The 25011-nt window shown below is 39.4% G+C and carries 16 protein-coding genes; 9 read left to right on the forward strand and 7 right to left on the reverse strand.

Annotation, left to right across the window (positions count from 1 at the left end):
* Nucleotides 1-31 precede the first annotated feature (31 nt).
* A complete protein-coding gene (locus tag IQ236_RS08075) occupies nt 32-8884 on the reverse strand; it encodes a CHAT domain-containing protein (protein WP_193868791.1) in 8853 nt (2950 codons plus the stop codon).
* A 153-nt stretch (nt 8885-9037) separates the two neighbouring features.
* Here IQ236_RS08075 and pyrE point away from each other — a divergent pair, with 153 nt between their 5' ends.
* Complete coding sequence (gene pyrE / locus IQ236_RS08080; protein WP_193868792.1) at nt 9038-9664, forward strand: orotate phosphoribosyltransferase; 627 nt, start codon at nt 9038-9040, stop codon at nt 9662-9664.
* A gap of 55 nt (nt 9665-9719) precedes the next feature.
* Nucleotides 9720-10235, forward strand: a complete 516-nt coding sequence (locus tag IQ236_RS08085; protein WP_193868793.1) for a hypothetical protein — start codon at nt 9720-9722, stop codon at nt 10233-10235.
* Nucleotides 10236-10449: 214 nt separating this feature from the next.
* Here IQ236_RS08085 and grrM read toward each other — a convergent pair whose 3' ends face one another.
* Both grrM and grrA read right to left on the reverse strand, forming a co-directional pair.
* Nucleotides 10450-11604: a cyclophane-forming radical SAM/SPASM peptide maturase GrrM/OscB gene (gene grrM / locus IQ236_RS08090; protein ID WP_193868794.1), complete on the reverse strand. Its 1155-nt coding sequence runs from the start codon at nt 11602-11604 to the stop codon at nt 10450-10452.
* Between the two features lie 85 nt (nt 11605-11689).
* On the reverse strand, nt 11690-12022 hold the full coding sequence (gene grrA / locus IQ236_RS08095) for a GrrA/OscA1 family cyclophane-containing rSAM-modified RiPP (protein WP_193868795.1): 333 nt from the start codon (nt 12020-12022) through the stop codon (nt 11690-11692).
* 133 nt (nt 12023-12155) lie between these two features.
* On the opposite strand from grrA, the gene grrP reads away from it, so the two are divergent.
* The 3 genes from grrP (at nt 12156) to IQ236_RS08110 (ending at nt 14954) form a co-directional block, all read left to right on the forward strand.
* Nucleotides 12156-13049, forward strand: coding sequence for an extracellular substrate binding-like orphan protein GrrP (gene grrP, locus IQ236_RS08100; RefSeq protein WP_193868796.1), 894 nt, complete (start codon nt 12156-12158; stop codon nt 13047-13049).
* Between the two features lie 110 nt (nt 13050-13159).
* Nucleotides 13160-13741 (forward strand): superoxide dismutase family protein, encoded by a 582-nt coding sequence (locus IQ236_RS08105; RefSeq protein WP_193868797.1) that lies wholly within the window; start codon nt 13160-13162, stop codon nt 13739-13741.
* A gap of 295 nt (nt 13742-14036) precedes the next feature.
* The gene (locus tag IQ236_RS08110; RefSeq protein WP_193868798.1) at nt 14037-14954 is read left to right on the forward strand and encodes a ChaN family lipoprotein; all 918 of its coding nucleotides are present in this window, start codon (nt 14037-14039) and stop codon (nt 14952-14954) included.
* Nucleotides 14955-15034: 80 nt separating this feature from the next.
* Here the strand turns inward: IQ236_RS08110 and IQ236_RS08115 are convergent, their stop codons facing one another.
* Entirely contained in the window at nt 15035-15970 is a 936-nt protein-coding gene (locus IQ236_RS08115; RefSeq protein ID WP_190516885.1) for a serine hydrolase, read from the reverse strand.
* Between the two features lie 72 nt (nt 15971-16042).
* Between IQ236_RS08115 and IQ236_RS08120 the strand changes: the two genes are divergently transcribed.
* On the forward strand, nt 16043-16762 hold the full coding sequence (locus IQ236_RS08120; protein WP_193868799.1) for a C40 family peptidase: 720 nt from the start codon (nt 16043-16045) through the stop codon (nt 16760-16762).
* A gap of 22 nt (nt 16763-16784) precedes the next feature.
* Complete coding sequence (locus IQ236_RS08125) at nt 16785-17795, forward strand: lysylphosphatidylglycerol synthase transmembrane domain-containing protein (protein WP_228041490.1); 1011 nt, start codon at nt 16785-16787, stop codon at nt 17793-17795.
* Nucleotides 17796-17864: 69 nt separating this feature from the next.
* Here the strand turns inward: IQ236_RS08125 and IQ236_RS08130 are convergent, their stop codons facing one another.
* Nucleotides 17865-18545 carry an N-acetylmannosamine-6-phosphate 2-epimerase gene (locus IQ236_RS08130; RefSeq protein WP_193868800.1) on the reverse strand — a complete coding sequence of 227 codons (681 nt, stop codon included), beginning with the start codon at nt 18543-18545 and terminating at the stop codon, nt 17865-17867.
* A gap of 39 nt (nt 18546-18584) precedes the next feature.
* Nucleotides 18585-20465 carry a hybrid sensor histidine kinase/response regulator gene (locus IQ236_RS08135; RefSeq protein WP_193868801.1) on the reverse strand — a complete coding sequence of 627 codons (1881 nt, stop codon included), beginning with the start codon at nt 20463-20465 and terminating at the stop codon, nt 18585-18587.
* Between the two features lie 171 nt (nt 20466-20636).
* On the opposite strand from IQ236_RS08135, the gene IQ236_RS08140 reads away from it, so the two are divergent.
* Nucleotides 20637-21935 (forward strand): CBS domain-containing protein, encoded by a 1299-nt coding sequence (locus tag IQ236_RS08140; protein WP_193868802.1) that lies wholly within the window; start codon nt 20637-20639, stop codon nt 21933-21935.
* A 2-nt stretch (nt 21936-21937) separates the two neighbouring features.
* Here IQ236_RS08140 and sbcD read toward each other — a convergent pair whose 3' ends face one another.
* On the reverse strand, nt 21938-23164 hold the full coding sequence (gene sbcD / locus IQ236_RS08145) for an exonuclease subunit SbcD (RefSeq protein WP_193868803.1): 1227 nt from the start codon (nt 23162-23164) through the stop codon (nt 21938-21940).
* Nucleotides 23165-23546: 382 nt separating this feature from the next.
* Between sbcD and mgtE the strand changes: the two genes are divergently transcribed.
* On the forward strand, nt 23547-24950 hold the full coding sequence (gene mgtE, locus IQ236_RS08150; RefSeq protein WP_190516873.1) for a magnesium transporter: 1404 nt from the start codon (nt 23547-23549) through the stop codon (nt 24948-24950).
* Nucleotides 24951-25011 lie beyond the last annotated feature (61 nt).

Genomic DNA, 25011 nt, shown 5'->3' on the forward strand with positions numbered 1-25011 from the left:
CGCCATGGCACGTCTCTACACTGATAACTGATTACCAGGGACTTCCAATTAGGGTAAATCCTGACCAATAATAGGGATGGGATAGGCTGGTAATATTGCTTCCTGCGAGATCATTAGGAAGGGGAATTGTGCCAAAGCTGGTAATTAATTGATCATTTTCGAGGCGAGTTTTTTCTTGAATCATATCAATTTGTGCAGTTTGTAACGCAATGGCTTTAATGGGAGCTTGTTTTAAATCTTGATAAAATTCACTCATTAATGCTAACGTTCCTTGGTCGCTCACATACCATAAACTGGCTAAAGCTGATTTAACCCCGGCTTGCACTGCTAACCCCGCAAATCCTAATTCTGAACGTCGATCTCCTAAAGCGGTTCGACAAGCACTTAAAGTTAACAATTCTACCGTTGGATTATCTAAATTTAAGCTGGGTAATTCTGTTAGGGGTAATTTTTCATTCCATAATTGAATATAAGAATTACTGGGAGATCCCGCTTTAAAATCAGCGTGAGTGGCTAAATGAATCACGTCAAAATTAGATAAGCGACGTTGGGATTTCAAATTTTCGAGGGTGAATCTTTCGTTTAAAAATTCTTCACCGGGCCAAATATCAATAATATTTTCTAATTCGACAGGAACCGCAGGTAAAGGATTTTGTTGTTGAAATTGACTCGCTCCCATTGCTAAGACTTCGGCTTCACCAATGGGTTGATATCGAAAGTCAATTAAACTGGTACTGGGAATTAAACTAATCGCATATTTTTCAACTAAAAATTGCTGACCATCCCATAATGCTGCTATCGGTAAACTGCGTAAACCGGGGTCGAGGGAAAAAAGAATCGTAGAAACCCCTAATTTTTGTAAATCGTCTGCTATGGGTTGAATCATCCATTCATAAAGTTGTTGAGCCGGAGCTTGATAACTCACAGTATTACGTTTTCGGGGGTTGGTAATTTCGCTTTGGAGTTCTCGAACAATGGGGAATAATTTTTCTCGTGTCGCTTCAGGAACACTATGTCGCAACGGTTCACCGGAGGAAGGAACCACAATAATTTCTAATTGGTCTTCACGGGAAACGATATAAACAATCGCATAAACTTGTTGGGTTTTTAGTTCCAATTCTTTTAAGCGTTGTTGAACTTCTAAACGGTCTAATAAAGTTGATTTCACTCCTAAATATTGTTCAAATTCTTGATTTCTAAATTGTTCTAATAAGAGAAAAGTTGAATCTAAATTATTAAAATCAAAGGCAACATCTACGGTTGATAAAAATTCTTGGGGGAGGGAAGGGTAACTCGAATTACCGATTAATTTTGGAAGAATTGCATCTTGTACTTGCACTTTGTTCGGAGGAATTGATATATTTTGTTGAATAATAACTCCGGTATTCCCCTGGGTGGGATTTTGACTGGGAGGAATATTCGGCGCGTCATCAGTTTGAATGGCAATATTTCCTAATGTAAATGAACCCTCAAAGCTTTGCGGGGGGAGAATGCTAAAATCACCCGTTGTAATCGTGGCGGCGGTTCCATTGACAGTTAAGTTACCTTTGATTTCAAAGGAAGCGACGGGGGAATTAAGTGGCCCGCCAGCATGACGAATGGTAATAGAACCGCTACCGAGGCGACCAGCCGTCGAGATACTGGCGGTTCCCGTTGGGGAAAATAAGGTGGGGAAGGAATTAGTAGCACGGAAGTAGCCTTGCGTTGATTCAACAAAAACGTTACCACCACGACCATTGGGGGATTCTGCATTAATATATTCAACCTGGACATCGTTGATGGGGTCGAGGAATACGTTACCTGCTTGGGTTTGGCCTTGGGTGTTTATTTGTCCGGTCGTAATACTGATTTGTGCATTGACACTAATGTTACCGCCAGTTAAGCCTGATGTCAGTATATTTCCCGTTGTAACGGTTCCAATAGGGCTACTTAGGGTGATCTCCCCACCTTGACTATTGGGAGATGAACTATTCAGGCTGTTGGTGGTAATATTCCCTTGGGGGGTATTTAAGGTAATCTCCCCAGCGTTAGCATTGGGGGATGAAGTGTTCAGGGAATTAACCGTAATATTCCCGTTGCGGCTGTTAAATATGATACCCTGAGAAGCCGTAATGTCACGGGTATTAATGTCGTTAGTGGCTGTAATTGCAACCGTACTATTACTGAGGATATTGCCCGTTAGGGTAACAATATTACTCGCATTAATATTAAGTCCCCCTGACCCTACGGTAATGGGAGCATTGGCTTGGACGGTTCTGGCGGTAATGCCTAAACCGTTGAGGGGTGTTTCGGAATTAAAGGTATCTAAATTTACATCATTGTTTCCGGCTGTGAGAGTTAAATTTCCTTGACCTGTTAGGGTTGAGCCGAGGAAGTTAATCGCCCCGTTACCAATACTGGTGTTTAATGTAACTTGATTTCCAGCAATATTTACGGTATTTACGGAAGAGAAATCGAGTCCACTGCTGGTGTAGATATCGCCAAACAGGTTAACGGCGTTTGCTTGTTGGAAAATTAATCCGCTTACGGGGTTATTATTATTACCAACGGTATTCAGAGAAATGGTTCCACTTCCTGCATTAAGAGTTAGGGTTTGGGAACCTGTTATCGGACTATTATTAAATAGAATATCGCCATTATTGGCGGCGGTATTAATACTGATATTATTGGCGAGTTGGGTTCCCCCTGAAGCATTACTAAAATCAACACTATTATTAGTCGTTAAATTGCCTTGTAGGGTTGTTAGTCCAGTGGTATTGACTTGTAAACTAGAGAGGGGGTTACTATCACCAACGGTTGAGAACGTAAGATTACCACTTCCAGCGTTAACGGTTAAATTGCTATTCCCATTTACCGGAAAATTAAAACTAATATTTCCACTGCTATTACTACCAGATGAAGTTAGGGTAATATTAGGGGATGCGAGTTGAAGGGGACTATTATATTGTTGTTGACTTCCAGCACCATTACTCGCAGAGGTATTGATATCGTTATTTAAAATAATTGGATTATTTTGAGTATTGATATTGAGGGTTCCAGCTTGACCGTTATTGGTACTGGTATTAACGCCGCCTAAGTTGAGAGTTCCTGGGGTATTAATGGTAATAGCACCGCCATTATTTTCGGAACTGGTATTGAGAGTTCCGGGGTTTGTTGTAATATTTCCGTTGGAACTATTGAGGGTAATAGGTTGACCGTTGGTGGTGAGATTTCCGGTTACAATATTATTAGTTGCGGTAATTTGAATTTCACTGCTATTTGTGGTGGTAATATCTTGGGGAAGGGTGACAGTATCACTGGAATTAATGATAAAATCTCCGGTATTAACGGTAATGGGAGAGGTACTATTAACGGTTCCAGCCGTAATATCTAATCCGCCAACGGTTACGCTATTATTAAATTGGATATTTCCGGTTCCCGCTTGCAATGTTAAACCGTTATTATCAGCAGGAATACTATTAACGGTAGTGTTAAAGGTAATGTTACCACTTCCCGATGTTCCAGAAGTCTTGATATTAACAGGTTGAGTAACTTCAACGGGGTTATTAAAGGTTACATTACTCCCAGTTCCGTTATTTCCAGAGGTATTAATATTTCCGGTTAACGCAATAGTTTCACCACTAACATTTAGGGTTCCCCCTTGGTTGGTTTGGGTACTGGTGTTAATTTCACCGAGAGAGACGCGCCCTGGCGCGTCTGTACTTGTCGTCATATTAATATCACCGCCATCGCTATTCGTTGAACTGGTATTAAGGGTTCCTAAACTGCTATCAATAGTTCCGGTATTACTATTGAGGTTAATATCTTGACCTTGGGTAGTTAGGTCAGTAGTAGTAATATTATTTTCAGCATTAATATTAATCGTTCCGGTTTGGCTTGTGGTGATAGGTGCAGTTAAATTAACACTTCCACTACTATTAAGATTAACCCCTCCTGCTTCAACAGTAATAGCAGCATTACTATTCATATCTCCACTATTAACAGTTAACCCATTCAGGGTATTCGTTCCACCTATTGTTTCATTAACGCTAACCGTTCCCGTCCCGGCTTGAATAGTTAAATTAGAATTTCCTGGCGTATTACTATCAACGGTATTATTAAAGGTAACATTTCCACTTCCTGCGGTTCCCGATGTGGTTAAAGTAACGGTATCCCCATCTAAAATAACCGGAGAATTAAACGTAATATTATTACCCGACCCAATAGTCGCAGACGTATCAATATTATTGGTTAACGTGATACTATTTCCGGCGAGAGTCAAGGTTCCAGCTTGAGAAGTTCCTAAATTAGACTCAGTTCGGGTTGTTATTTCACCAACGGTTAAATTTTGAGCCGCATTCAGGTTAATTTCTCCCCCATCTTCGGTGGTAGAGCTACTATTAAGAATACCCGCCGTTGTATTAATATTTCCCGTATTACTGGTGAGCGCAATTCGTTCTCCATTACTAATAATATCCCTTGTGGTAATGTCTCCCTCGGCGACAACATCTACGGGACTATTATTATTCGTTGTCACCGTATCGTTAAACGTAACATCCTCCGTTGCGGTAATATTAATTCCCCCATTCTCAACCGTAACCGGGGACTGAGTAACAACAGTTCCGCTATTTAGGGTTAAATTTTGTAGAGGAATGCTATCGCCGACCGCTTGATTAAAATTAACATCTCCCTCTCCCGTTTGTAAGGTTAAACTATTACTCCCAGCATTATTATCACGACCCCCATTTACAGTTCCATTAAAGGTAACATTACCACTGCTATTATTTCCGGTTGTTGTTATCGTTACATTATCCTGGGAAATAACAACATTGGTATTAAAATTCACATCACTTCCCTGACCTTGGGTTGCAGAAGTATTAATATCTCCGGTTAAACTAATGGTATTATTTCCCGATGTAATATCCAGAGTTCCCGCTTGACTATTACTCGAACTAAAGGTGGTAGTGGTATTAATTTCTCCTAACGTAACCGTTCCCGATGCGTTGATAATTTGGTTTCCACCATTATTATTACTAGACCCACTGTTTAGAAGTCCGTTTTGGGTATTAATATCACCGTTACTACTGCTTAAAGTAATGGTTTCACCCTCAGTAATAATATCCTGAGTTGTAATATTTCCCGTTGCTAAAATATTGATAATTCCGCCATTATTCGCTAAAATATCAGCTAAATTAACCGCTCCACTGGCATTAATGGTTAATCCAGAAGTAGCAATATTAATCGGTGCGATACTATTAATATTACCCCCCGTTATCGTTAAACCATTCAGGGAGTTGATATTCCCCACACTATCATTAAAACTGACCGTTCCCGTTCCCGCTTGCAAAATTAAACTATTGCTTCCCGGTGTAGTTCCATTAACAGTATTATTAAAAATAATATCCCCACTACTGGTACTCCCTACGGTATTCAAAGTAGTGGTGGGTTGGGTCAGTTGAACAGGTGCAGAAATCGTAATATTATTGCCTTGACCTGTGGTTGCTGAAGCATTAATATTATTAGTAATTGTTACCGTATCATTGGCAGAAGTCAGGGTGACGCTTCCCGCTTGAGTATTACCAGAATTTGCAGTTGTGCTGGAATTAATACTCGCAATACTAATATTACCCGCCGCATCAATAGTAACAGTTCCCCCATTCCCAACAGCCGAACTACTATCCAGAGTTCCAAAACTACTATTAATACTTCCTTCGCTACTTTGGAGATTAATTGCACCCCCTGAATTGGTTAAGGAACTGATGAATAAATCCTGATTTCCTGATATAGTAATCCTTCCTGAACCTGTGGTTGTAATGGGGGTATTATCTCCAATAATAACACTGCTGGTATTCTCACCATTATTCACCCCATCGATTAAAATTGACCCCGTATTGGTTTGAATTTGACTTCCTTGAAAAATTCCTATCCCTTCACTATCAGGAACCGCAGCACCACGACCTTGTAAATTAATATCCCCACTGCTTAAACTATTAATTTGTGCAGCATTAATTAAAAGAATCCCATTACTATCCCCCCCAGTGCCATTCCCAGTTCCACTTAAATTAATGGTTCCTGTTCCTGATGAAGTTAGAAAACTATTTCCTAATAAAATACCCTGTCCGTTAAACGGTGCTGTACTCACTCCTGTTAAATTCAGATTTCCATTACTAACTTGAAGAATAGGGTTATCGAGAATAAAAATACCTTGACTATTGGTGGTAGGACTACTGCTTCCAACCAGGGTAATATTTCCTGTTGTTTTTGCGGTAAGGTTTGCATCTCCAAATAAGGAAATCCCATGACTCCCACTCCCTGTTGCATTACTTAATCCATCTAAACTAATATTACCAATTCCACTAGAAATAATTTCGCCTCCCCCCCCAATAAAAATCCCCGGACTTGTATTTGCACCTCGTCCTAAACCTTGAATTGAAACATCTCCATCCAGAGTTTGTATTTGTCCATTAGCAATAAAAATTCCCTCGCTATTATTCCCCTCACCACTCACCCCGGATAGATTAATTCTTCCAGTTCCAGCCGAAAAAATAAGTCCGTTATTTAATAGAGAAATTCCATCATTATTATCCCCAGTGGCGTTATTATTGCCGCGCAAATCAATAATTCCGGTTCCCGTTGAAGCAATATTACTCTCACTGACATAAATTCCTACACTCCCATCACTTCCGGCGGAAGTTCCTGTCAGTTGAATTGTGCCATCAATGGTTAAAATCTGGCTTTGGTTTAAATTTACTCCAAAACTATTTAAGCCATTGTCACTGCTTCCGATTAAGCTAATATTTCCCGTTGTACTTTGTAAGGTAGAATTATTATTGAGTAAAATCCCAATATTATTGGTTTGACTTCCTTGACTATTCCCTAAAATATTAATACTACCTGCGTCTGAGTTAATGGTAGATTGTTCTAACCATACCCCCATATTGGTATCAGTTTGTGCGCCACTGGTTCCCGTTAAGGTAACATTTCCATTGGCAGAATTTAAGCTACTATTGGTTAATAAAATCCCATGATTAAAGGGTAAGTTATCAACGGCAATTCCCTCAAGGTTAATATTTCCTCCCAGGGTATTCAGTTGGCTATTATCTATCAAAACCCCAGACCGAAAAGTCGGATTTCCTCGACCTGTTGCGGTAAAATCTCCCCCGTTTGTATCAATTATAGCGTTACGAATAAAAACAGAACCATTATTATTATTTTCAAAATCGGCATTAAAATTAAGACTTAATTGATCACTATCACCGGGGTTACTATCACTAATGGTTTGTCCATCTAAAATAATATTTCCGGCTGCATTTAATGTTAAGCTTCGGTCATCTCCAATTCCATCAAAATCTAAGGAAGTTTGAAATGTAATATTCCCATCTTGGGAATTATTTCCCTCATCTCCCGTTTCTACAATTACATTTCCTTCGGTTAAAGCAGACCGTAATACAAATACACTTAACCGAGCATTATCATCAGTGGTATTAAATAATAATTCACCTGTTGATAAAAAATTTTCATTCAGGTTTGTATTTCCCTGAGTATCATCGACAATATCAATATTATTCGGGTCAAGTAACCACGTTCCCCCTAACCCAGAAGGTGCTGCAATATCGGGTGTCGTGTTAATCTCTAAAATACCGCGACTACTGGTTTCAACAAATCCGCCATTGCCATTTTGTGTTCCTCCCCGAACTTGAATTAAACCATAAACTTGAGTTAAATCTTCAGACCAAACAATAACTTCACCGCCATTCCCTGTTGCTAAAGCATTAGCATTCACAAAAGAATCGGAACTAATAAAGGTTTTTTCAGATGTGGGGAAATCGCCTAATCCTTTATAGTCCCCCCCAATTAAAACTGTTCCTCCTCCGGTTAACCCCGATGCGTCTAACGTACTATTAATTAGTCCGATTTTTTCTCCCGCTAATTGAAGATTTCCCCCGGTTTGGGTGGGAGAACTCACATCAATTCTTCCTGATAAAATCGTGGTTCCGGGTTCTGTCGGAACCGCAACCCCTGAAGCTGTTAAAATTACCTGTCCTTGTTCATTGACTTGAACTTGATTTGCATTTCCTGAGTTTCCTCCCGTTAATAATTCGGGTAAGGATAGCGGGGTAAAACTGGGGGAATTTTGAGGAATATCTGAGGTTAATTCTAAATTTAATAAATGTCCATCTTGGGAAATTCTAACTAAATTTTCCCCCGTCACCGCAGCAATGGTAATTTCTCCCCCTGGTGCGGATATTGTTCCGGTATTGAGAACCGTTCCCGCTAATATGGTAATATTTTCTCCGGGGGAAACCGTAAGATTTCCTAAATTAACTAAACTCCCTGGATTTTCAGAATTAAAGACAAAATCCCTAGGAGTTCCGACTAAGGTTTGCCATTGATTTTCACCTAATGCTTGAAACCAATTCTGATTCCCAAATCCGATAGAACTGGCCGTCGTAGCGGTAAAAGAGGCGGGAATATTTAAACTAGCGTTTTCTCCAAAGACAATTCCGGCGGGATTGATTAAAAATAGGTTAGAATTTCCCCCAGTTACTTGAATTAATCCATTAATAAAAGAAGCGTCTCCTCCGGTGACTCGTCCTAAGATATTTTGAATCGTGGGATTAGAAATAAAATTGAGAATTTCTCCTTGAGATAATCCCAACTTTTCAAAACTATGAAATAAATTTGCACCGTCTCCCGATAAACGGCCCCCATTAATATTAAACTGATTTCCTTGAGGCGTAACTTGGGTTCCGGTTCCATCCTGGGCGGGAATAATTTGGGCTGTTATCGTAGAAGGAAATAGGCAAATGAAGAGGGTTGTGGGAAAAATAATCCGGGTCGTGAACAAAACCGGAATTCGCTGGAATAGTTGCAAGTTGAAGCCACCCGTTTGTTTGCGATTCATATCTTAAGCCAATCCAGAGAAACCTGGATACATCCTATTATAATTTGGAGGAAGTGGCAACTATTGATCTTGATCAAAAATCATAAATTTTTATAAAAGGATGTCATTTTTCCTGTAGACTAAAATCATGAACTAAATCCTTTCTCATCATCAATGAATCAACAACAACAGCAAGTCACTTTAAACGAGTCTGTCACCACAACGGACTTAACCACTTTGCGACAATGGCTACTGGATTTATTGTGTCAGTTAGCCTACAAAGAAGGAGATTTTGTCCTCTCTTCAGGTCAACAGAGTTCCTATTATATTAATTGTAAACAAGTCACTCTCCACCCTCAAGGCGCTTTAGCCATCGGCCGTTTATTATTAGCAATGTTACCCGAAAATACCCAAGCCGTCGCCGGATTAACCCTGGGTGCTGACCCTATTGTTTCGGCGGTGAGTGTGGTTTCAGCATATCAAAATCAATCGGTTTTTGCTTTAATTATTCGTAAGGAAGCCAAAGGACACGGAACCCAAGCGTATATTGAAGGGCCAACCTTACCCCCCGGAACTCCAGTGGTGGTTTTAGAAGATGTGGTGACAACGGGACAGTCGGCGATGAAAGCCGTTAAACGCCTCCAAGATGCGGGTTATGCGGTAAATCATATTATTGCCTTAGTAGACCGACAACAGGGAGGCGGGGAACTTTACGCGGCGGAAGGCTTAGAATTTCATCGCTTATTTACAATTGATGACTTAAAAGCCCATAATGCTATCAACAACGAAGCAAAAATATGATATCCTCCTGATATTTCTAATTTTGCGACATACCATCCCTTCCCAAAAATTATCGATGAATAGCAAACATTTAATCGGGCCTGGATTTGCGCTGCTGTTAGGTACAGTGTTCCTGGGGGCTGCGGTTGCTAAGGAACTCACCGCAGACGAGAAAACAGTGGTTTGTAAACTCAAAGAAGTCGTTAAGGAGGCGGGAAGAGACGGTTATGAATTGGCATTTTGGCCCGTTGTTCGCAAGGGGCCACCGAAAGCCAACGCCCCTTTAACCATGCGGCTTGACCCTTCTATAGAATATTTATTTGTCGGCTATTGTGACGAAAATTGTAGCGACGTGAATTTGAGTATTAAAACCCTCGGCGGAGAAGTTTTACAGTCGGAGAAAGATACCTTATCGGTCATGACTTTTAAACCCCCCGAATTCAAAGATTATGAACTCAATCTCAATATGGCCACCTGTAGTGCTAAAGATGGCTGTGTTTATGGAATTGGTATTTTAGCCCCCAAAGGAGTTAAAGTTCCCCATGCTCCAGCTTTACCCAAAGAAATCGCTCAATTTGAGTTTTGTAAATAAGCCCAGGGCTGTTTCCTTGTTTCTCTTCAAGAAAATTGTATGACCCTTTCCCCAACCCTTCTCTAGCTAGGAGAGGGGTTCAACTTTTTAATTTTTAAATAAAATATACCTCTACGCATTAAAGCTGTAGAGACGCGCCATGGCGCGTCTCTACATGGCGCGTCTCTACTAAATTCTTATTCCCTGTTCCCTGTTCCCTGTTCCCTGTTCCCTGCTATATATGATAGATTTTTTCTAATTCCTCTAAAATAACATCTGTAATAATTTGAGTCCGATAACGACAAGCATGGGTTTCTGTAGAAGTAAAGGTTCCATTTTCCCAATATTTGTTACTTCCTGCGCCACCCCCACAAACTCCGAAATATTGACAGGTTTGCTGACATTGTTCTACTCCGGCTTTCATATCGTGATAAATTTTACGGAATTTTTCTGTAGCACAAACCGACTCCAAACTATCGGTTAATACATGACCTAAAATAAAATCTCCATAGTCTTTGGTTTTAACCGATAATAATTCGGGGTCAAAGGTTGAAAAATTCCCTTGATAATCAACACTGACAATCACAAAGGGAGAATTCATATCGGTTTTATCTAAACGACAATCATTATAAATAACGCTACCGAGGTTTTCAAATTCTCGGATTTTAAATTGTCCTTGGTTTTCGGCGGTTAAATCCCAGATTCGTTTAATAAAAGCTTTATATCGGTTTTCAAGTTCTCGGTTGGCTAGGGAAGAAGATTGATGAATTCCTTCTGTTTCTTCTAAATTAAACCCCACATCAGTAAGATTATTTTCGATAAAAAAGTTAAAGATTTCATCAGGATAATCTAAAGATTGTTCCGTGAGGACAGTAATAAGATAAACCGGAATATCATTTTTTTGTAATAGTGAAATTCCCCGCATCGCACTCTGATGACTTCCTGTGCCTTTACGGGTTTTACGATGAGCATCATGGATAAAATCAGGGCCATCAAGACTCACGCCAACTAATACATCATGTTTTTTAAATAAATCACACCATTTTTGATTAATTAAGGTGGCATTGGTTTGAACGGATTGCCAGATTTTATAGGATTTAGGATTATAGATTTGACTCGCTTCTTCAATTAATTCAAAAGCTGATTCATAAAAAGAAATCGGAACAGCCAGAGGTTCTCCTGCGTGCCAACAAACTGTAAAATCTCGTTGTACAAATGGGCTAGTGAGAATGGTTTTAAAAATTGGATGAATTAAATCTAAAGATAATTGATTTTTTTGTTCTCGATGGGGTAAATAACAATAATCACAATCTAAATTACAGAAGGATGTTGTTTGCAGAACAACTAAATTAATTGGCCCAAAATCAGCAAGATTAAAATCGGGAATCATACCAAAAATATAAAATGAAACCGAGTACAATCGCAATTCAGTAACCAGGCTAAGACTTAAGGCCCTAAGCCTGATTCCCTAAACTCTAACGGCGATTAAAGAAACCGCCCCCATCAGCCCAACCTCCACCACCACGACCATTTACCCAGCCTCCACCACCACGACCATTTACCCAGCCTCGACCGTTACCATTAGCCCAACCTAGGCCAATGCCGATATTTGGGGGTAATTGTGCCAATTCAGAGAGTTGTTCTTGTTGAGCTTTCACCGTAGCCGATAACCGAGACAACCGTTGTTCAATAGTGGTCACAGATTGTTCAGAAGATGGAGATGCAGTTGTAGCTTCTGCGGCAGCAACATTTAAGGCTGAAAGAGATAAGATAAAACCGACAAATCCGGTTGCTGTTTTAATTTTCATGTCGTTATTTTTACTGGGTGGTATATTTTCCGGTCAATCTGTTTTCTATCAGGATTATATCTCATATTGCAAGAGTTTGCTATAATTCTACAATTATTTTCCATCACGTTAACCTGATTTTAGAGGAGTATCCATGATTAAAAGACCAGTCTTGACCGTGTTAATGAGTTTAGGATTAACGTTTGGTTTTTCCTTAACAAGTCATGCAGAAACCGTTTTAGAACGGGCGGCGCGGACAGGAACTTTAACCGTTGGAACTTTAACGGAAGCCGTTCCTTTATCTTATGTCAATGATAAAGGGCAATTAGTCGGTTATTCTGTAGATTTAGTGAATTTAATTAAAGCCAGAGTTGAAGAACAATTAGGGCGACCGATTCAAATTGATTTTGTTACCATCACTCCTGAAGACGGAATGGCAAAGATGGAGAGCCAAGAAATTGATTTAGCTTGTAATGTGGGTTTTACTTGGAATCGGGATTTATTTGTTGATTTCTCTGTGCCTTTAGCCAGAAGTGGTACAACCCTTTTATTAAAAGCAGGAAGTGGTTTAGGTTCGCCCGAATCTTTACAAGGTAAACGCATTGGTGTGTTACCGAAAACGATTGCAGAACAGGTGATTAAATTGGTTCAACCTAATGCAACCTTTGTTCCAATTTCTACCTTAGAAGAAGGATTTAAAGCTGTTAATTCGGGAAGTATTGATGCTTTAGCATCCGATATGATTGCTTTAGAAGGATATCGTCAAACTGTCAGCCAGCCGAATGCGTTTATGACCACCGTTAATCAACCTTATAATCGAGAAGGAATTGCTTGTATTGTTCCTGAAAATAACTCTAAATTCTTGGATATTGTCAACTATTCAATTATCCGACTCATGCAAGGTTATCTGGATGGAGAAGCGAGTTCTGTTGAACTTGTTAATCGTTGGTTTGGCCCCCAGGGAATTATAACTGTTGACCCGAAGTTAATTCAAGATTATTTTACAGAGGTCGTTAACTCCAGAGAACAAATTCGGATTAGTAAATAATACAGAAAAACCTAAGACTTACTAGGGGGTTAAATAGGTATTACCCCCTATCCTTTGTTTAAATCAGATTTAATATGATAAACTAACATTATTCTTGATGAGAAAATCCCATGGCAATCCTAAAAAAGATCAATTCTCTTTTCTGGGGATGTTTATTAATCTTGGTGTTTCTAGTAAGTTGTACTCAACCCAATATTTCAGAAGCGACTAATGCTTTAAAAGCTCAGGCTGCTGTTCAGGGAACTTCAGAATCACAGTTATCAGGAACAGTAACCTTAACGCAAATTCAAACCGACAATATTTTACCATTAGTTCAGGTTCAAGCCGAAATTAGCGGTTTACCTCCTAATACAAAACATGGCTTTCATATTCATCAAAAAGGCAGTTGTGAACCCGATTTTAACGCGGCTGGTGGTCATTTTGATCCAGGGCCTTTTGGAGACACAAATCCTGATGCTAACCATCCGTTTCACATGGGAGATTTACCCAATTTAGTGGCAGATGCGAATGGAAAAGCCGTGTTAACTTACACCACAAATCGGGTGAGTATATCCCCAGGGCCATTAAGTTTATTTGATCAAGATGGTAGCGCATTTATTGTTCATGTGGATGAAGATCAAGGTACAACGGGAGTAAAAGGTGGTGCTGGAGGCGGACGTTTAGGCTGTGGAGTCATTAAGTTAAATGCTTAGTTTTTATTTGATTACAGCCGAGATTAGATCCCCCTAAATCTCCCTTAAAAAGGGGGACTTGGTAGGATCTTTATCCCCTTTTTTAGCAGGGTTAAGTAGGATATTTCTTACTAAAAAAATGGGACTTAGATCTCTTGTTCCCCCTTTTTTAAGGGAGGTTAGGGGGGATCATTAACTTGAGATCAGATTAAGAAAATTCGGGTTTGATCACTGACTTTAGTTAGGATATAGACTGATACTAAAATCAAAATTTTTGTCCCTCTTTTTTCCCAATTCCTTCTTCTGAATTATTGTTATGAAAATTTGTTTATTTAAACCTGCTTTAAGTTATTCTTTGGGAGTTTTATTAGGGTGTGGCTTTCCAACTTTAACTCAACAAGGCTTGGCAACACCGTTATCAGAATCTTCGGCAATTTTTAATCAAAATAATCGCAATAATTTAATGCAAAAGCTTGCCCAAACGGATATTATTTATTTAGGAGAAACCCACAATAATGTTAAAGATCATCAAGCTCAATTGCAATTAATTCAAGCTTTATTTCGACAAAATCCTAAAATCGCGATCGCAATGGAGATGTTTCAACGTCCCTATCAAACTGTTTTAAATCAATATTTAACAGGAGAAATTACAGAATCCCAATTAATAGAAAAAAGTCAATATAATCAACGTTGGGGTTTTCCTTGGGAGAATTATGCTGAAATTGTACGATTTGCTCAACAGCAGAAGATTCCTATTTTAGCCATTAATACCCCCACAGAAATCACCCGCAAAGTCGCACGAGAAGGGTTAGAAAGTTTAACACAATCTGAACAACAATATATTCCGCCTTTGTCTGAAATTGATCTCAATCCTGCTGAATATCGAGAAATGTTATTGGAAATTTATCAACAATATCATCAAGGAAATCATGGGAATAGTGAGAATTTTGAGCGATTTTTCCAAGCTCAAATTCTATGGGATGAAACTATGGCAGATGCGATCGCAAATTTTGTTAAAAACAACCCAGATTTTCAGGTCATTGTCTTAGCAGGTCAAGGTCATATTGTTTATGGCTATGGAATCCCAAACCGGGTAAAAAGGCGGTTCATTGATCATCCTTTGATTCAAAAATCTATCCTATTTCAATCTCAAGATGAAGAGTCCCTGCTTTCAGAGGATTCAGCAATTGCTGATTTTATTTGGCAACATGAGGCAAATTTTAGACAAAAGTAAGCAATCCTAACAATTCCTCTGTTTGATTACCCATTGCTCATTTAGGAACAACAGAAACATTAAAAGATTACTGAGTTGCTTTAAAGGGTTTTAATTGCTTCTACAACCTTTTGGGAAATAAAAGGTAAGAGTTCTTGATTTTTACTTTGAGCTTTTCCTTCTGTAAATACCACTAATATAGAGGGTCGAGCAGAAGGAAGTTCAATATAAGCAGCATCATGACGAACTTGGCTAGTATGACCTGCTTTTGACCACAATTTTGCCGTTTTCGGGAGTCCACCCCCCAAAAAACCCGTAACTTGATTTTCTGGATTTTCTGCTAACTCTTTGGGGTCAAGACTGCGTTTGATTAATTTCATCATCAGACCCGAAGCCATAGAAGAAACCGCAACGCCACCGATAATACTATGCAATAATCTTGCTGTGGCATTCGTGGTTAACATATTGCGATTTTCCATTAATTCTCCTAAAAAAATTCGTTCCCGACCATAGGCGCCATCACACCAAGTTTTTTGATTAACATTAATCGATTCAAATTCCGGCCAGTTCAGGGTTTTCAGATAACGGTTAACCAAATTGCGTTGACTTTTCCACGTTTCAAACGGCCCTGTAGGTAATTCGGGGCCACTGGTGGTTCCCGTTAACACATCAACGACTAAACTGGTGGCATCATGACTCGAATCAATCATCATATCTCTCGTCGCCCGTTCTAATTCTGGGGTTGTTCGTAACATCCCCTTCTCTTTCCATTCAAAAACAGCTAATAAATAAAACAATTTCACAATACTAGCTGGATAAATTCGTTCAATTCCCCGATAATGAAATCCACGAACAGGATATTTCCAAAACTCTTCCGGGGTTAAGGCCCCTCCGGTATTGACCGAAATGGGGGGGTCATAAACTAACCAGGTCATGGCGAGTTGATTTTCCGCTACAGATGGAAATTGTGTGCGCGTTGCATCTATAATGCCTTTGCCGAGGGTTTCTAATTGGTCATCGAAATGGAAAAAAGTCATTGTTGTTGATGGTTGAGGGTTAACGGTTAAGGGTTGGCTGTGGATGTGTATTTTTCTATCGACTCATCTATCATGGTTGAATGTTTATCAGATTCGATTGAGTATATCTGTAGAGAGAATTTAGATCTCTATGATTCGAGCGAGTGCAAAACTTTAGCGACGCAAGCGAGAAAAGGACGTCATTTACGTTGGCTTCCTGAACCCCAAAATCAGATTAATCGTTCAATGAGTATTTTAGTACAACTCTGCGAAGACGATTATACAGCTTGGTTATGCACGGGTGATCAGAATCATTTAGAGATGGCGACTCAACCTTATCACGCCCCGGTTTTCTCCGATGCTGAAATTCAAGCGGTAATTCCCCAAGTCATTGAGTTTACTCAAGCTGCAATGGACACTCCCAATTATTATCTGTGGGGAGGCACAGTTGGCCCTGATTATGATTGTTCGGGTTTAATGCAAGCGGCATTTGCTTCGGTGGGAATTTGGATACCCAGAGATGCGTATCAACAGGAAGCCTTTACACAACCGATAACCTTCCATCGACACCCTTTAGATTTTTCTAGTCTTCTCCCTGGGGATTTAATCTTTTTTGGAACGCCCCAAAAAGCCACCCACGTTGGATTATACCTGACAGAAGGACAATATATTCATAGTTCGGGGCGTGAACACGGTCGAAATGGAATTAAAATAGATGTCTTATCACCAGAAGGGGATGCCTGTATTCAGTATTATTTTCAACAGTTGCGGGGGGTAGGACGAGTCATTTCTAGTTATCAACCTGCTTCTTGATTCCACCGATTAAAACTCTAAAATGCAACCCACAAAAGTTAAAATGCAGCAGCCCAACTCAGATGCAGAACGTCCAACCTCCAAGGGTTTCCTCAAACCGATAAAAATCATCCTGGGTCTTGTTAAGCCTTATTTAAAATGGATGATTGTAGGCGGAACCTTATTTTTCTTGGCTGCAAATTTTAGAAAGTATTGGCAAGAAATTTCAGAAATTGAGATTACCTCAACAGGCTGGATGTATCTTGCCGTAGCTCTTGTGGTAACGCTTTTTGCTCATACTTGGTCAGCCTGGGTGTGGTTAGGAATTGTCAAAGAGTTTAAGCAACCTGTTAGACCTCGTTGGGGATTACAACTCTATTTAATTACTAATATTGCTAAATATTTGCCGGGGAATATTTGGCATTTTTATGGGCGAATTGTGGCAATGAAGGATACTGGTATTGCCCTAGAAGCTGCTGCTTTAAGTGTATTATTAGAACCCTTAATGATGGCAACGGCAGCATTAGGAGTGGCTTTAGTTAGCTATCGTAGTCCCTATTGGATCTTACAAATTCTAGCTTTAATTGCTCTGGGTATTGGGATTCATCCTATTATTTTAAACCCGATTCTGAGATTTTTAGAAAAGTCAAAATTTAAAAATAAACTTTCTGAACTTCCTGAACAACCCTCTTGTCAATTAGACCATTACCCCTTCAGACCTTTGTTGGGAGAAGTGGGGTTTATTTTATTAAGATGGTCAGGGTTTATGTTTGTTTTATTAGCTTTCCAGAGCGTACATTTTAATCAAATTTCGTTGTTATTGGGAGCTTATAGTTTTTCTTGGTTATTAGGGTTACTAATTCCCGGCGCACCGGGAGGATTAGGGGTTTTTGAAGCAACGGCTTTAGCCTTATTGAGTCACCAATTTTCTGCCCCGATTTTATTAAGTGTCATCGCTTTTTATCGATTAGTTAGTATTATGGCTGAAACAGTGGGGGCATTATTGGCTAAATTAGATGAACGATTTTTAGATCATTCTCACCCGATACCCTAAACGGTTGCTCTATTCCCCTTTCCCTATTGCCTATTGCCTATTGCCTATTGCCTATTGCCTATTTTATGATCAAGAAACCGCTTTTTGATACGCTTGAACTAACAGATCAATTCCGGTAATTGCGCCCCCAACAACGACGGCATAAGCACCTAAATCTAAGGCTTGTTTCGCCATTTCTGGGGAAGAAATTCCCCCTTCACAAATAACAGGAACCTGTAACTGATTGACCATTTGAGTTAATAATTCAAAGCTGGGAGGTGATTGATGTTGGGTGGCTTGGGTATAACCATATAATGTTGTTCCAACACAATCTGCGCCTGCGTCTGCGGCAATTTTAGCGGCTTCTAAACTATCCACATCCGCCATCACTAATTTCCCTAATTCTTGATGGATTTTAGGAATTAAATTCCGAACCGTTTCTCCTTGGGGATGTTCTCGCAATGTCGCATCAATGGCAATAATATCAGCCCCAGATTTAGCAACGGCGACAGCATCTTCAAATCGAGGCGTAATATACACGTCAAACCCTGGAATTTGTTGTTTCCATAAGCCGATAATGGGTTGAGAAACCTGTTGACGTACCGCTTCAATATGAGTTGGAGTATCAATTCTCACCCCCACAGCACCTCGATTAATGGCTGCTTTCGCCATGGCTGAAATCACAATCGGATGATGTAACGGGGAATCAACAGGCGCTTGACAGGATACAATTAATCCCTGTTTTAAGGGTAACAAAATTTCTGCTTTCATGGTCAAAGGTGAATAGTAAAGGGTAAAATGGGTTAAGATTTAATTCATTTTTAAGGCTATCATTTTATTGAGTAACTCGTCGGGTTGAATCGGTTTAACTAAACAATCATAATATTCAAAGGATGGGTTAACTTTGGACTCCACAAAGCAGCTTTCATAGGTTAAGGCTAAAATTTTAATTTTTTGGGTTTGGGGTTGATGATGAAGTTGATTGAGAATTTCATGGCTGAATTGTCCCGGTAAATTCAGGTCAATAATGATAGCATCTGGTTGTAACAGTTCAATTTGTTTAACGGCGGTAAATCCTTCCATTAACCAAACCACTTGATATCCAGAGGCGGTTAATAAATCACAAATTAAAGTGGCGGTTTCTTCATCCCGTTCAATTAAAACACACTTGCGACGAGGAGAATTAAGATACACTGAAGGCAGAGAAGTTTTAAACGGAGATTCCGTAATTTCACCTTGAGGTTTTTGAGACATTAAAGGTAAAGCAGGTAAGTGTACGGTAAAGATAGAACCTACTCCAGTGGTTGATTGAACGTGAATCACACCTCCATGTAATTCTACTAATTGTTTTGTTAAGGCTAATCCTAACCCTGTCCCTTCATACTGACGATCATAAGCGGAATTTAATTGCTGAAATTTTTCAAATAATAAGGGCATTTTATCATCAGGAATTCCAATTCCCGTGTCTTCGATTTGCAGAATAGCGATATTATTGTCTACCTTAATTTTCAAGGTAACTCGACCGCCATCTGGGGTAAATTTGATGGCATTTTCTAATAAATTAAAGATAATTTTCCGAATCCGTTCCTGATCTCCTGTAAAGCGGTTTTGGTGTGGTTTTATTTTAACATCACTGGTGAGATTTATCTGATGATTTTGAGCTTTTTCTTGAAAAGAATTTAGACTTTGATGGACTAATTTAGACCAAGAAAATTCACTAATCTGGAGGACAGTTTTTCCGGCTTCTACTTCGGATAAATCTAAAATATCATTAATCAGTCCCAGTAACTTTTCGCCACTATCATGAATTGTTTTTAAATACCGTTGCTGCTTATCAAGGGGCATTTTTTGATTGGCTTGTTGTTCTCCAGAGTAGCGTAATAATGTTTCTGAAATGCCAATCACGCAAGTTAAGGGGGTGCGTAATTCATGACTCATGGTGGCTAAAAATTGGCTTTTCGCTCGGTTCGCTGCTTGTGCTCCTAATAAAGCATCATGCAGGGCTTGTGTTCGTTCTCGGACTCGTTGTTCTAGGGTTTGTTTTTGTTGTTGAAGTTGGGCGTAGAGTTGGGCTTGATGAATTGCAATGGATAAATGTTGGGTGATTTTTTTTAAAAATCGTTTTTCCATTGTTTTCCACTGGCGGGGTTTGAGACATTGATGAGCAATTAATAAACCCCAAAGGTTGTCTTGAACCACAATGGGAACAATGATGAGAGATTGAACTTGAAATTGTTTTAAAAATTCAATAAAACAGGGAGTGTGAGCATAGTCATGTTCTACATTAGAAACAGATTTAATAAAACCTTGACGATATTTATCTAAAAAACTACACTCTTGTTTAAAACAATGCTGATCTTCTGATAAATTTAAAACGGAAAGAATCTCCTGAGAAGAGCGATCTTCATAGGTCACTTTTCCACAGGCATATCCTGGGACATCTTCACCCCTGCACTGGGATGATGGTTCTAAGATTCGTTCCCCTCCCCCGTCCAATTCAGGGGCTTCTACCGTTGACAGGTATTGTAGCTCAAATTGATAAATGAGCAACCGATCAACCGATAAAAATTGTCGCAACTGTTTAACCGCAGTTGACAAAATCACCGATAAATCCAAGCTCTGACGAATCTGAGTCGTGACTTGATTCAGAAGTCGTTCTTGTTGAAGCTGCTGGTATAAGGCATCGTCCACAGGCTTATATAACCGTCACTCTAAAGAATAGGGGGGAGGAAGAAAAAACAAAAAGGTTGTAGCCATTTTTGTAGCTATTTGTGAGTTTACGGTTCTAAGATGGACAGAACAGTCTTACCTCATCAGTATGATCTTGGAAGAAACCCTGTTTGCGTTGAACCGCCAAAATGAATGAGCAGCCAATCTCCCATAACTTTTGATTCTACCTTAGCTTCTGTCCTTTCTTATGACTTTACCGTCAGTTCTAGCACTTTAGGACAGAGTGTGGCTAAGAAGTTTGCCCAAAACCCCGATTTACCGGGCGTGATTATTATGGATAACCACCACTTCTTAGGCATGATTTCACGGGCTAAGTTTCGAGAACAAGTCAATACTACCCAGCGAGAAAATTTGTATTGCAATCAACCGATTCAAATGCTGCTTAATTATCTGAGGATTCCTGCTTTGTTACTGGATCAAAATTGTAAAATTGGAGATGCTGTCAATAGTGCCTTGAATCGCTCTAAAGAATTAATTTATGAGCCGATTGTTGTTATTTTTGATAATAAATTTTATCGAATTCTGGATATTCAAACTATATTGTTGGCTCAAAATCAACTCTTAAATCATTCTCAAACTTTGATTCAGCAGCAACAATCCCAACTTGAACAATCTTTTCAAATCATTGAAGCTGAAAAAATAAAGTTTAAAAAATATACAAAACATTATCAAAATCAACAAGAAGTAATCAAGAAAAATTATGGTGATTTTTTAAAAATTAAGCAGCAGGAAATTTTTGAAACCGCACAAAAAATTACGAAGATTAATGAGGATTTTTTACAATTAAGTCAGCTAGTGATTGGAGAAACTAACAAATCTTTTTATTCAATTTATGTTAGTACAAATTCTATCCATGCTAATACAAGTCATGTTCAAAGGATTAGTGAATCTATTTCTAATGATTTAGAATCTATTCACTCGGCGTGTAATTTAATTGCTAAGATTCTTCAACAAATTCGTCATTTAGCAGTACAAGCCTCTATTATTGCTCATCAATCTCAAACTCCTTCCCAAGGATTGAGTCGGATTAATATGGAAATCAATCAACTGCTCAATCAAATTTTAAATGTCAATCAGCAGATGAATAAAGTAGCAAATCATTTTAGATTTCATTCTCAAAAACTTCAAGATATTGCTGAAAATGACGCTGAGATTGCTCGTTCTATTCTCTCAAAGTTAGAACGGGCAGAACTGGTTGTTAAGGAATTAGAGAGACTGATTGATAATTATGATCCGAATTTAATTATTTTAATTGTAGAACAAGCTAAAAATATGAGTCCTGAGTTGATTCCTTCTTTGATTTCTAAAATCGAAAAATTAGCCCTCACCCCAGAAGAGAATCCTAGTTCAGAGTCAAATCCGCAGCATTTAATTGGCTTAATTGAACGGACGTTGCAACAACGGAATCATAATTCTCCCCCTGAATCTTGATTCTATTTTTCTCCCGCTAATAACAGTTGAGCAGCTTCCATCATTTCAGATTGAAATCCTTGCAAATCTTCTCGACTGGTTAAATAGGTTTTTAAAGCATCTAACGGTTCCAGACTACTCCCTTGTGTTCCTAATTGCGGTAAACGGGGTCGAGCTAACTGACTGACTAATTCCGGTTGAATAGTATAGGTATGGGCACTCCTTAAAAGATCATGTAATTCGGCGGTATTAATTAAATCCAATTGATCTGAACGCAGTTGATAAATTAAACGCACAACAGCTGCTTCAATTTTATGTTTTTGAATGGCTTTTATTACCATTTGTTGAGGATTATCGCTTTTAGATAGATCAACTTTAATCGTACAAAAAGCACGAGCGGGTAAAGCACAAAACTCCCATTTAACTTTTCCTTTTTCGAGTTCAATTAATACAAATCCTTTCTCTTCTTTTTCTTCGCTAAAATCAACCCGTTCAATACTTCCAGGATAAATCACAGGTGGATCATTGGTGCGGTTAAGATTTTGATGTTTATGGACATGACCTAGGGCGACATATTCAAAACAAGAGCGAGTTAAGAGGGAAAGCGGGATATTAAATCCTTTACCAACAGCTAAAAATCGTTCGGCTCCTAAATTCGCTCTCTCAACCATTAAATGTCCTAATAAAATTGTGGGTAATTCAGGATTTAAACTCCGAATTTCTCCTTCTAAAACAACGGTTAAACGGTCAATTAACAGTTGATTAACGGCTTCTAAAGACAGTTTTTCGGTTTCAGGGCGAGTTAATAATGTTGAGCGGGTTAACCAAGGTAAAGTAATAATTTGAATGGCTCCATTTCGGGTTTGAATGGTATGGGTTTCTAAGCTATCCCCCACAACAAATCCGGGAACCCCTAACGTGCGATAAATTCCTAAACTGGCTCCCCCTTGTCCTTGGGAATGTTGATCATGATTTCCGACTAATAAAACCGTGGGAATTTCTGCATCTACTAACCGCCGAAATTGAGCCGCAAAAGCTTGTTTAACATAAGGAGCAGGGGTGGCATCAGGAAAGGCATCTCCCCCAAATAAAACTAAATCAACGGGTTCTGCGATCGCTCGATCAATACAACGTCCCAAGGTGGCGATAAAATCCTCTAATCTGCTATTTAACCCCGTTTCAGGATTAATTCGACCGTGAGAAAAACTACTCCCTAAATGAATATCGGAAAGATGCAAAATTTTAATCATTGTTGAGTTTATCTAACAGGATTCATTTTAGTATAATCTAAACCAGACAATTCGTTGTTGGGCTTCAGCCTTTATCTTTAACCCAAAAGGGAAACAACAAATCAACGTTTAATTGTAACTTGATGGAAAACGATCAACTTGCTCTATAATCAATTCATCAACACCCAGATTAGATCCCTTTCAAAATTTAGGATTTCATCAAAATCTAGTTAATTTAGCACAGACAGAATTATTGACACATTTCTAATTCCCTGTTCGGTGTTCGGTGTTCGGTGTTCGGTGTTCGGTGTTCGGTGTTCGGTGTTTTTGATTTAGAGGGTGAAGGTTCACCTTAAGCCTTTAGACTTGATCTGGATGCAGAACTGTTTTAGGAGGGCTGCCTTTGACTGAAGCCAATCAATCCATACCCCCAACCTCAACCATCTCTCGTAAAGAGTTACGGGAGTTGGTACGGACGCAACTACAAGTGTTACTGGAGCTCGGAGACTTAACAGCCGCCAAAAGCATCCTGAAGCCTGTACAACCGGCGGATATCGCCGAGGCGATCGAAGGTTTACCCGAAACCATGCAGGTGATTGCTTTTCGGTTATTACCCAAAGATGAGGCGATCGAAGTCTACGAACAACTCGACTCCAGCGTTCAACAATCTCTCTGCGAAAAATTCAAGCGCCAAGAAGTCATCGACATTGTAGATAAAATGTCACCGGATGACCGAGCGCGTTTATTTGAGGAGTTACCCGCCTCCGTTGTGCGGCGAATTGTTGCCGAATTAAGCCCCACAGAACGTCAATCAACGGCGTTGTTATTAGGCTATGAAGCGGGAACCGCCGGACGAATCATGACGCCGGAGTATGTTTCCCTCAAAGAATATTTTACCGTTAGCCAAAGTTTAGAACGAATTCGCAGTTTAGCCCATGTCACAGAAACGATTTATTCTCTGTATGTGACCGACTCAGATCGGCGGTTATTGGGAATTTTATCCTTGCGGGATTTAGTCACCGCCCAACTAGAACAAACCGTCGGTGAAATTATGAATCAGGATATTGTTTCTGTGCAAACGGACACCGATCAAGAGGAAGTCGCTGATATTATTCAACGGTACGATTTTTTAGCAATTCCAGTGGTAGATAGTGAACGGCGATTAGTGGGAATTATTACCGTTGATGATGTGTTAGATATTATTCAACAGGAAGCCACAAAAGATATTTATGCTTTGGGGGGGGTGCAAACCGATGGCGATAATTATTTTCAGGCAAATTTGCTAACAATCGCCCGCAGACGGGTGGTTTGGTTATTAGTTTTACTCTTAACAAATAGTGTCACGGGTTCAATTTTGAAAATGCAACAGGATCTGTTACATCAGGTGGTGGCACTGTCGTTTTTTATTCCCTTACTGACGGGAACAGGAGGCAATGTGGGGGCGCAATCGTCTACTGTTGTGATTCGGGGGATGAATACCGATGAAATCCGGGCAATGGGGCCATTACAAGTCATTATCCGCGAGGGATTAGCGGGAGCATTATTAGGTTCAATCTTAGGAATTTTAGCTACAATTTGGGCAAATACATTTGTTGTCCAAGGCAATTTATCTGTTGCTGTGGCGGTGGGAGTTAGTTTAGTCGCGATTTCCATCTTAGCTTCGGTGGCGGGTTCTTCTTTGCCCTTTTTATTCCGTTCATTAGGATTAGATCCGGCTTTAATGTCAGCACCGTTTATTACCACGGCTGTTGATGTTTTAGGGGTGTTAATTTATTTTAATTTGGCTCGATTGATTTTGCAAATTTAGGGGAGGTGATTATCGGGATTGTTACTTTTAAAGCAGCGTCCACGATTCTCCTTCTTTACCA

It is taken from the genome of Planktothrix mougeotii LEGE 06226, assembly GCF_015207485.1.
GTDB lineage: Bacteria > Cyanobacteriota > Cyanobacteriia > Cyanobacteriales > Microcoleaceae > Planktothrix.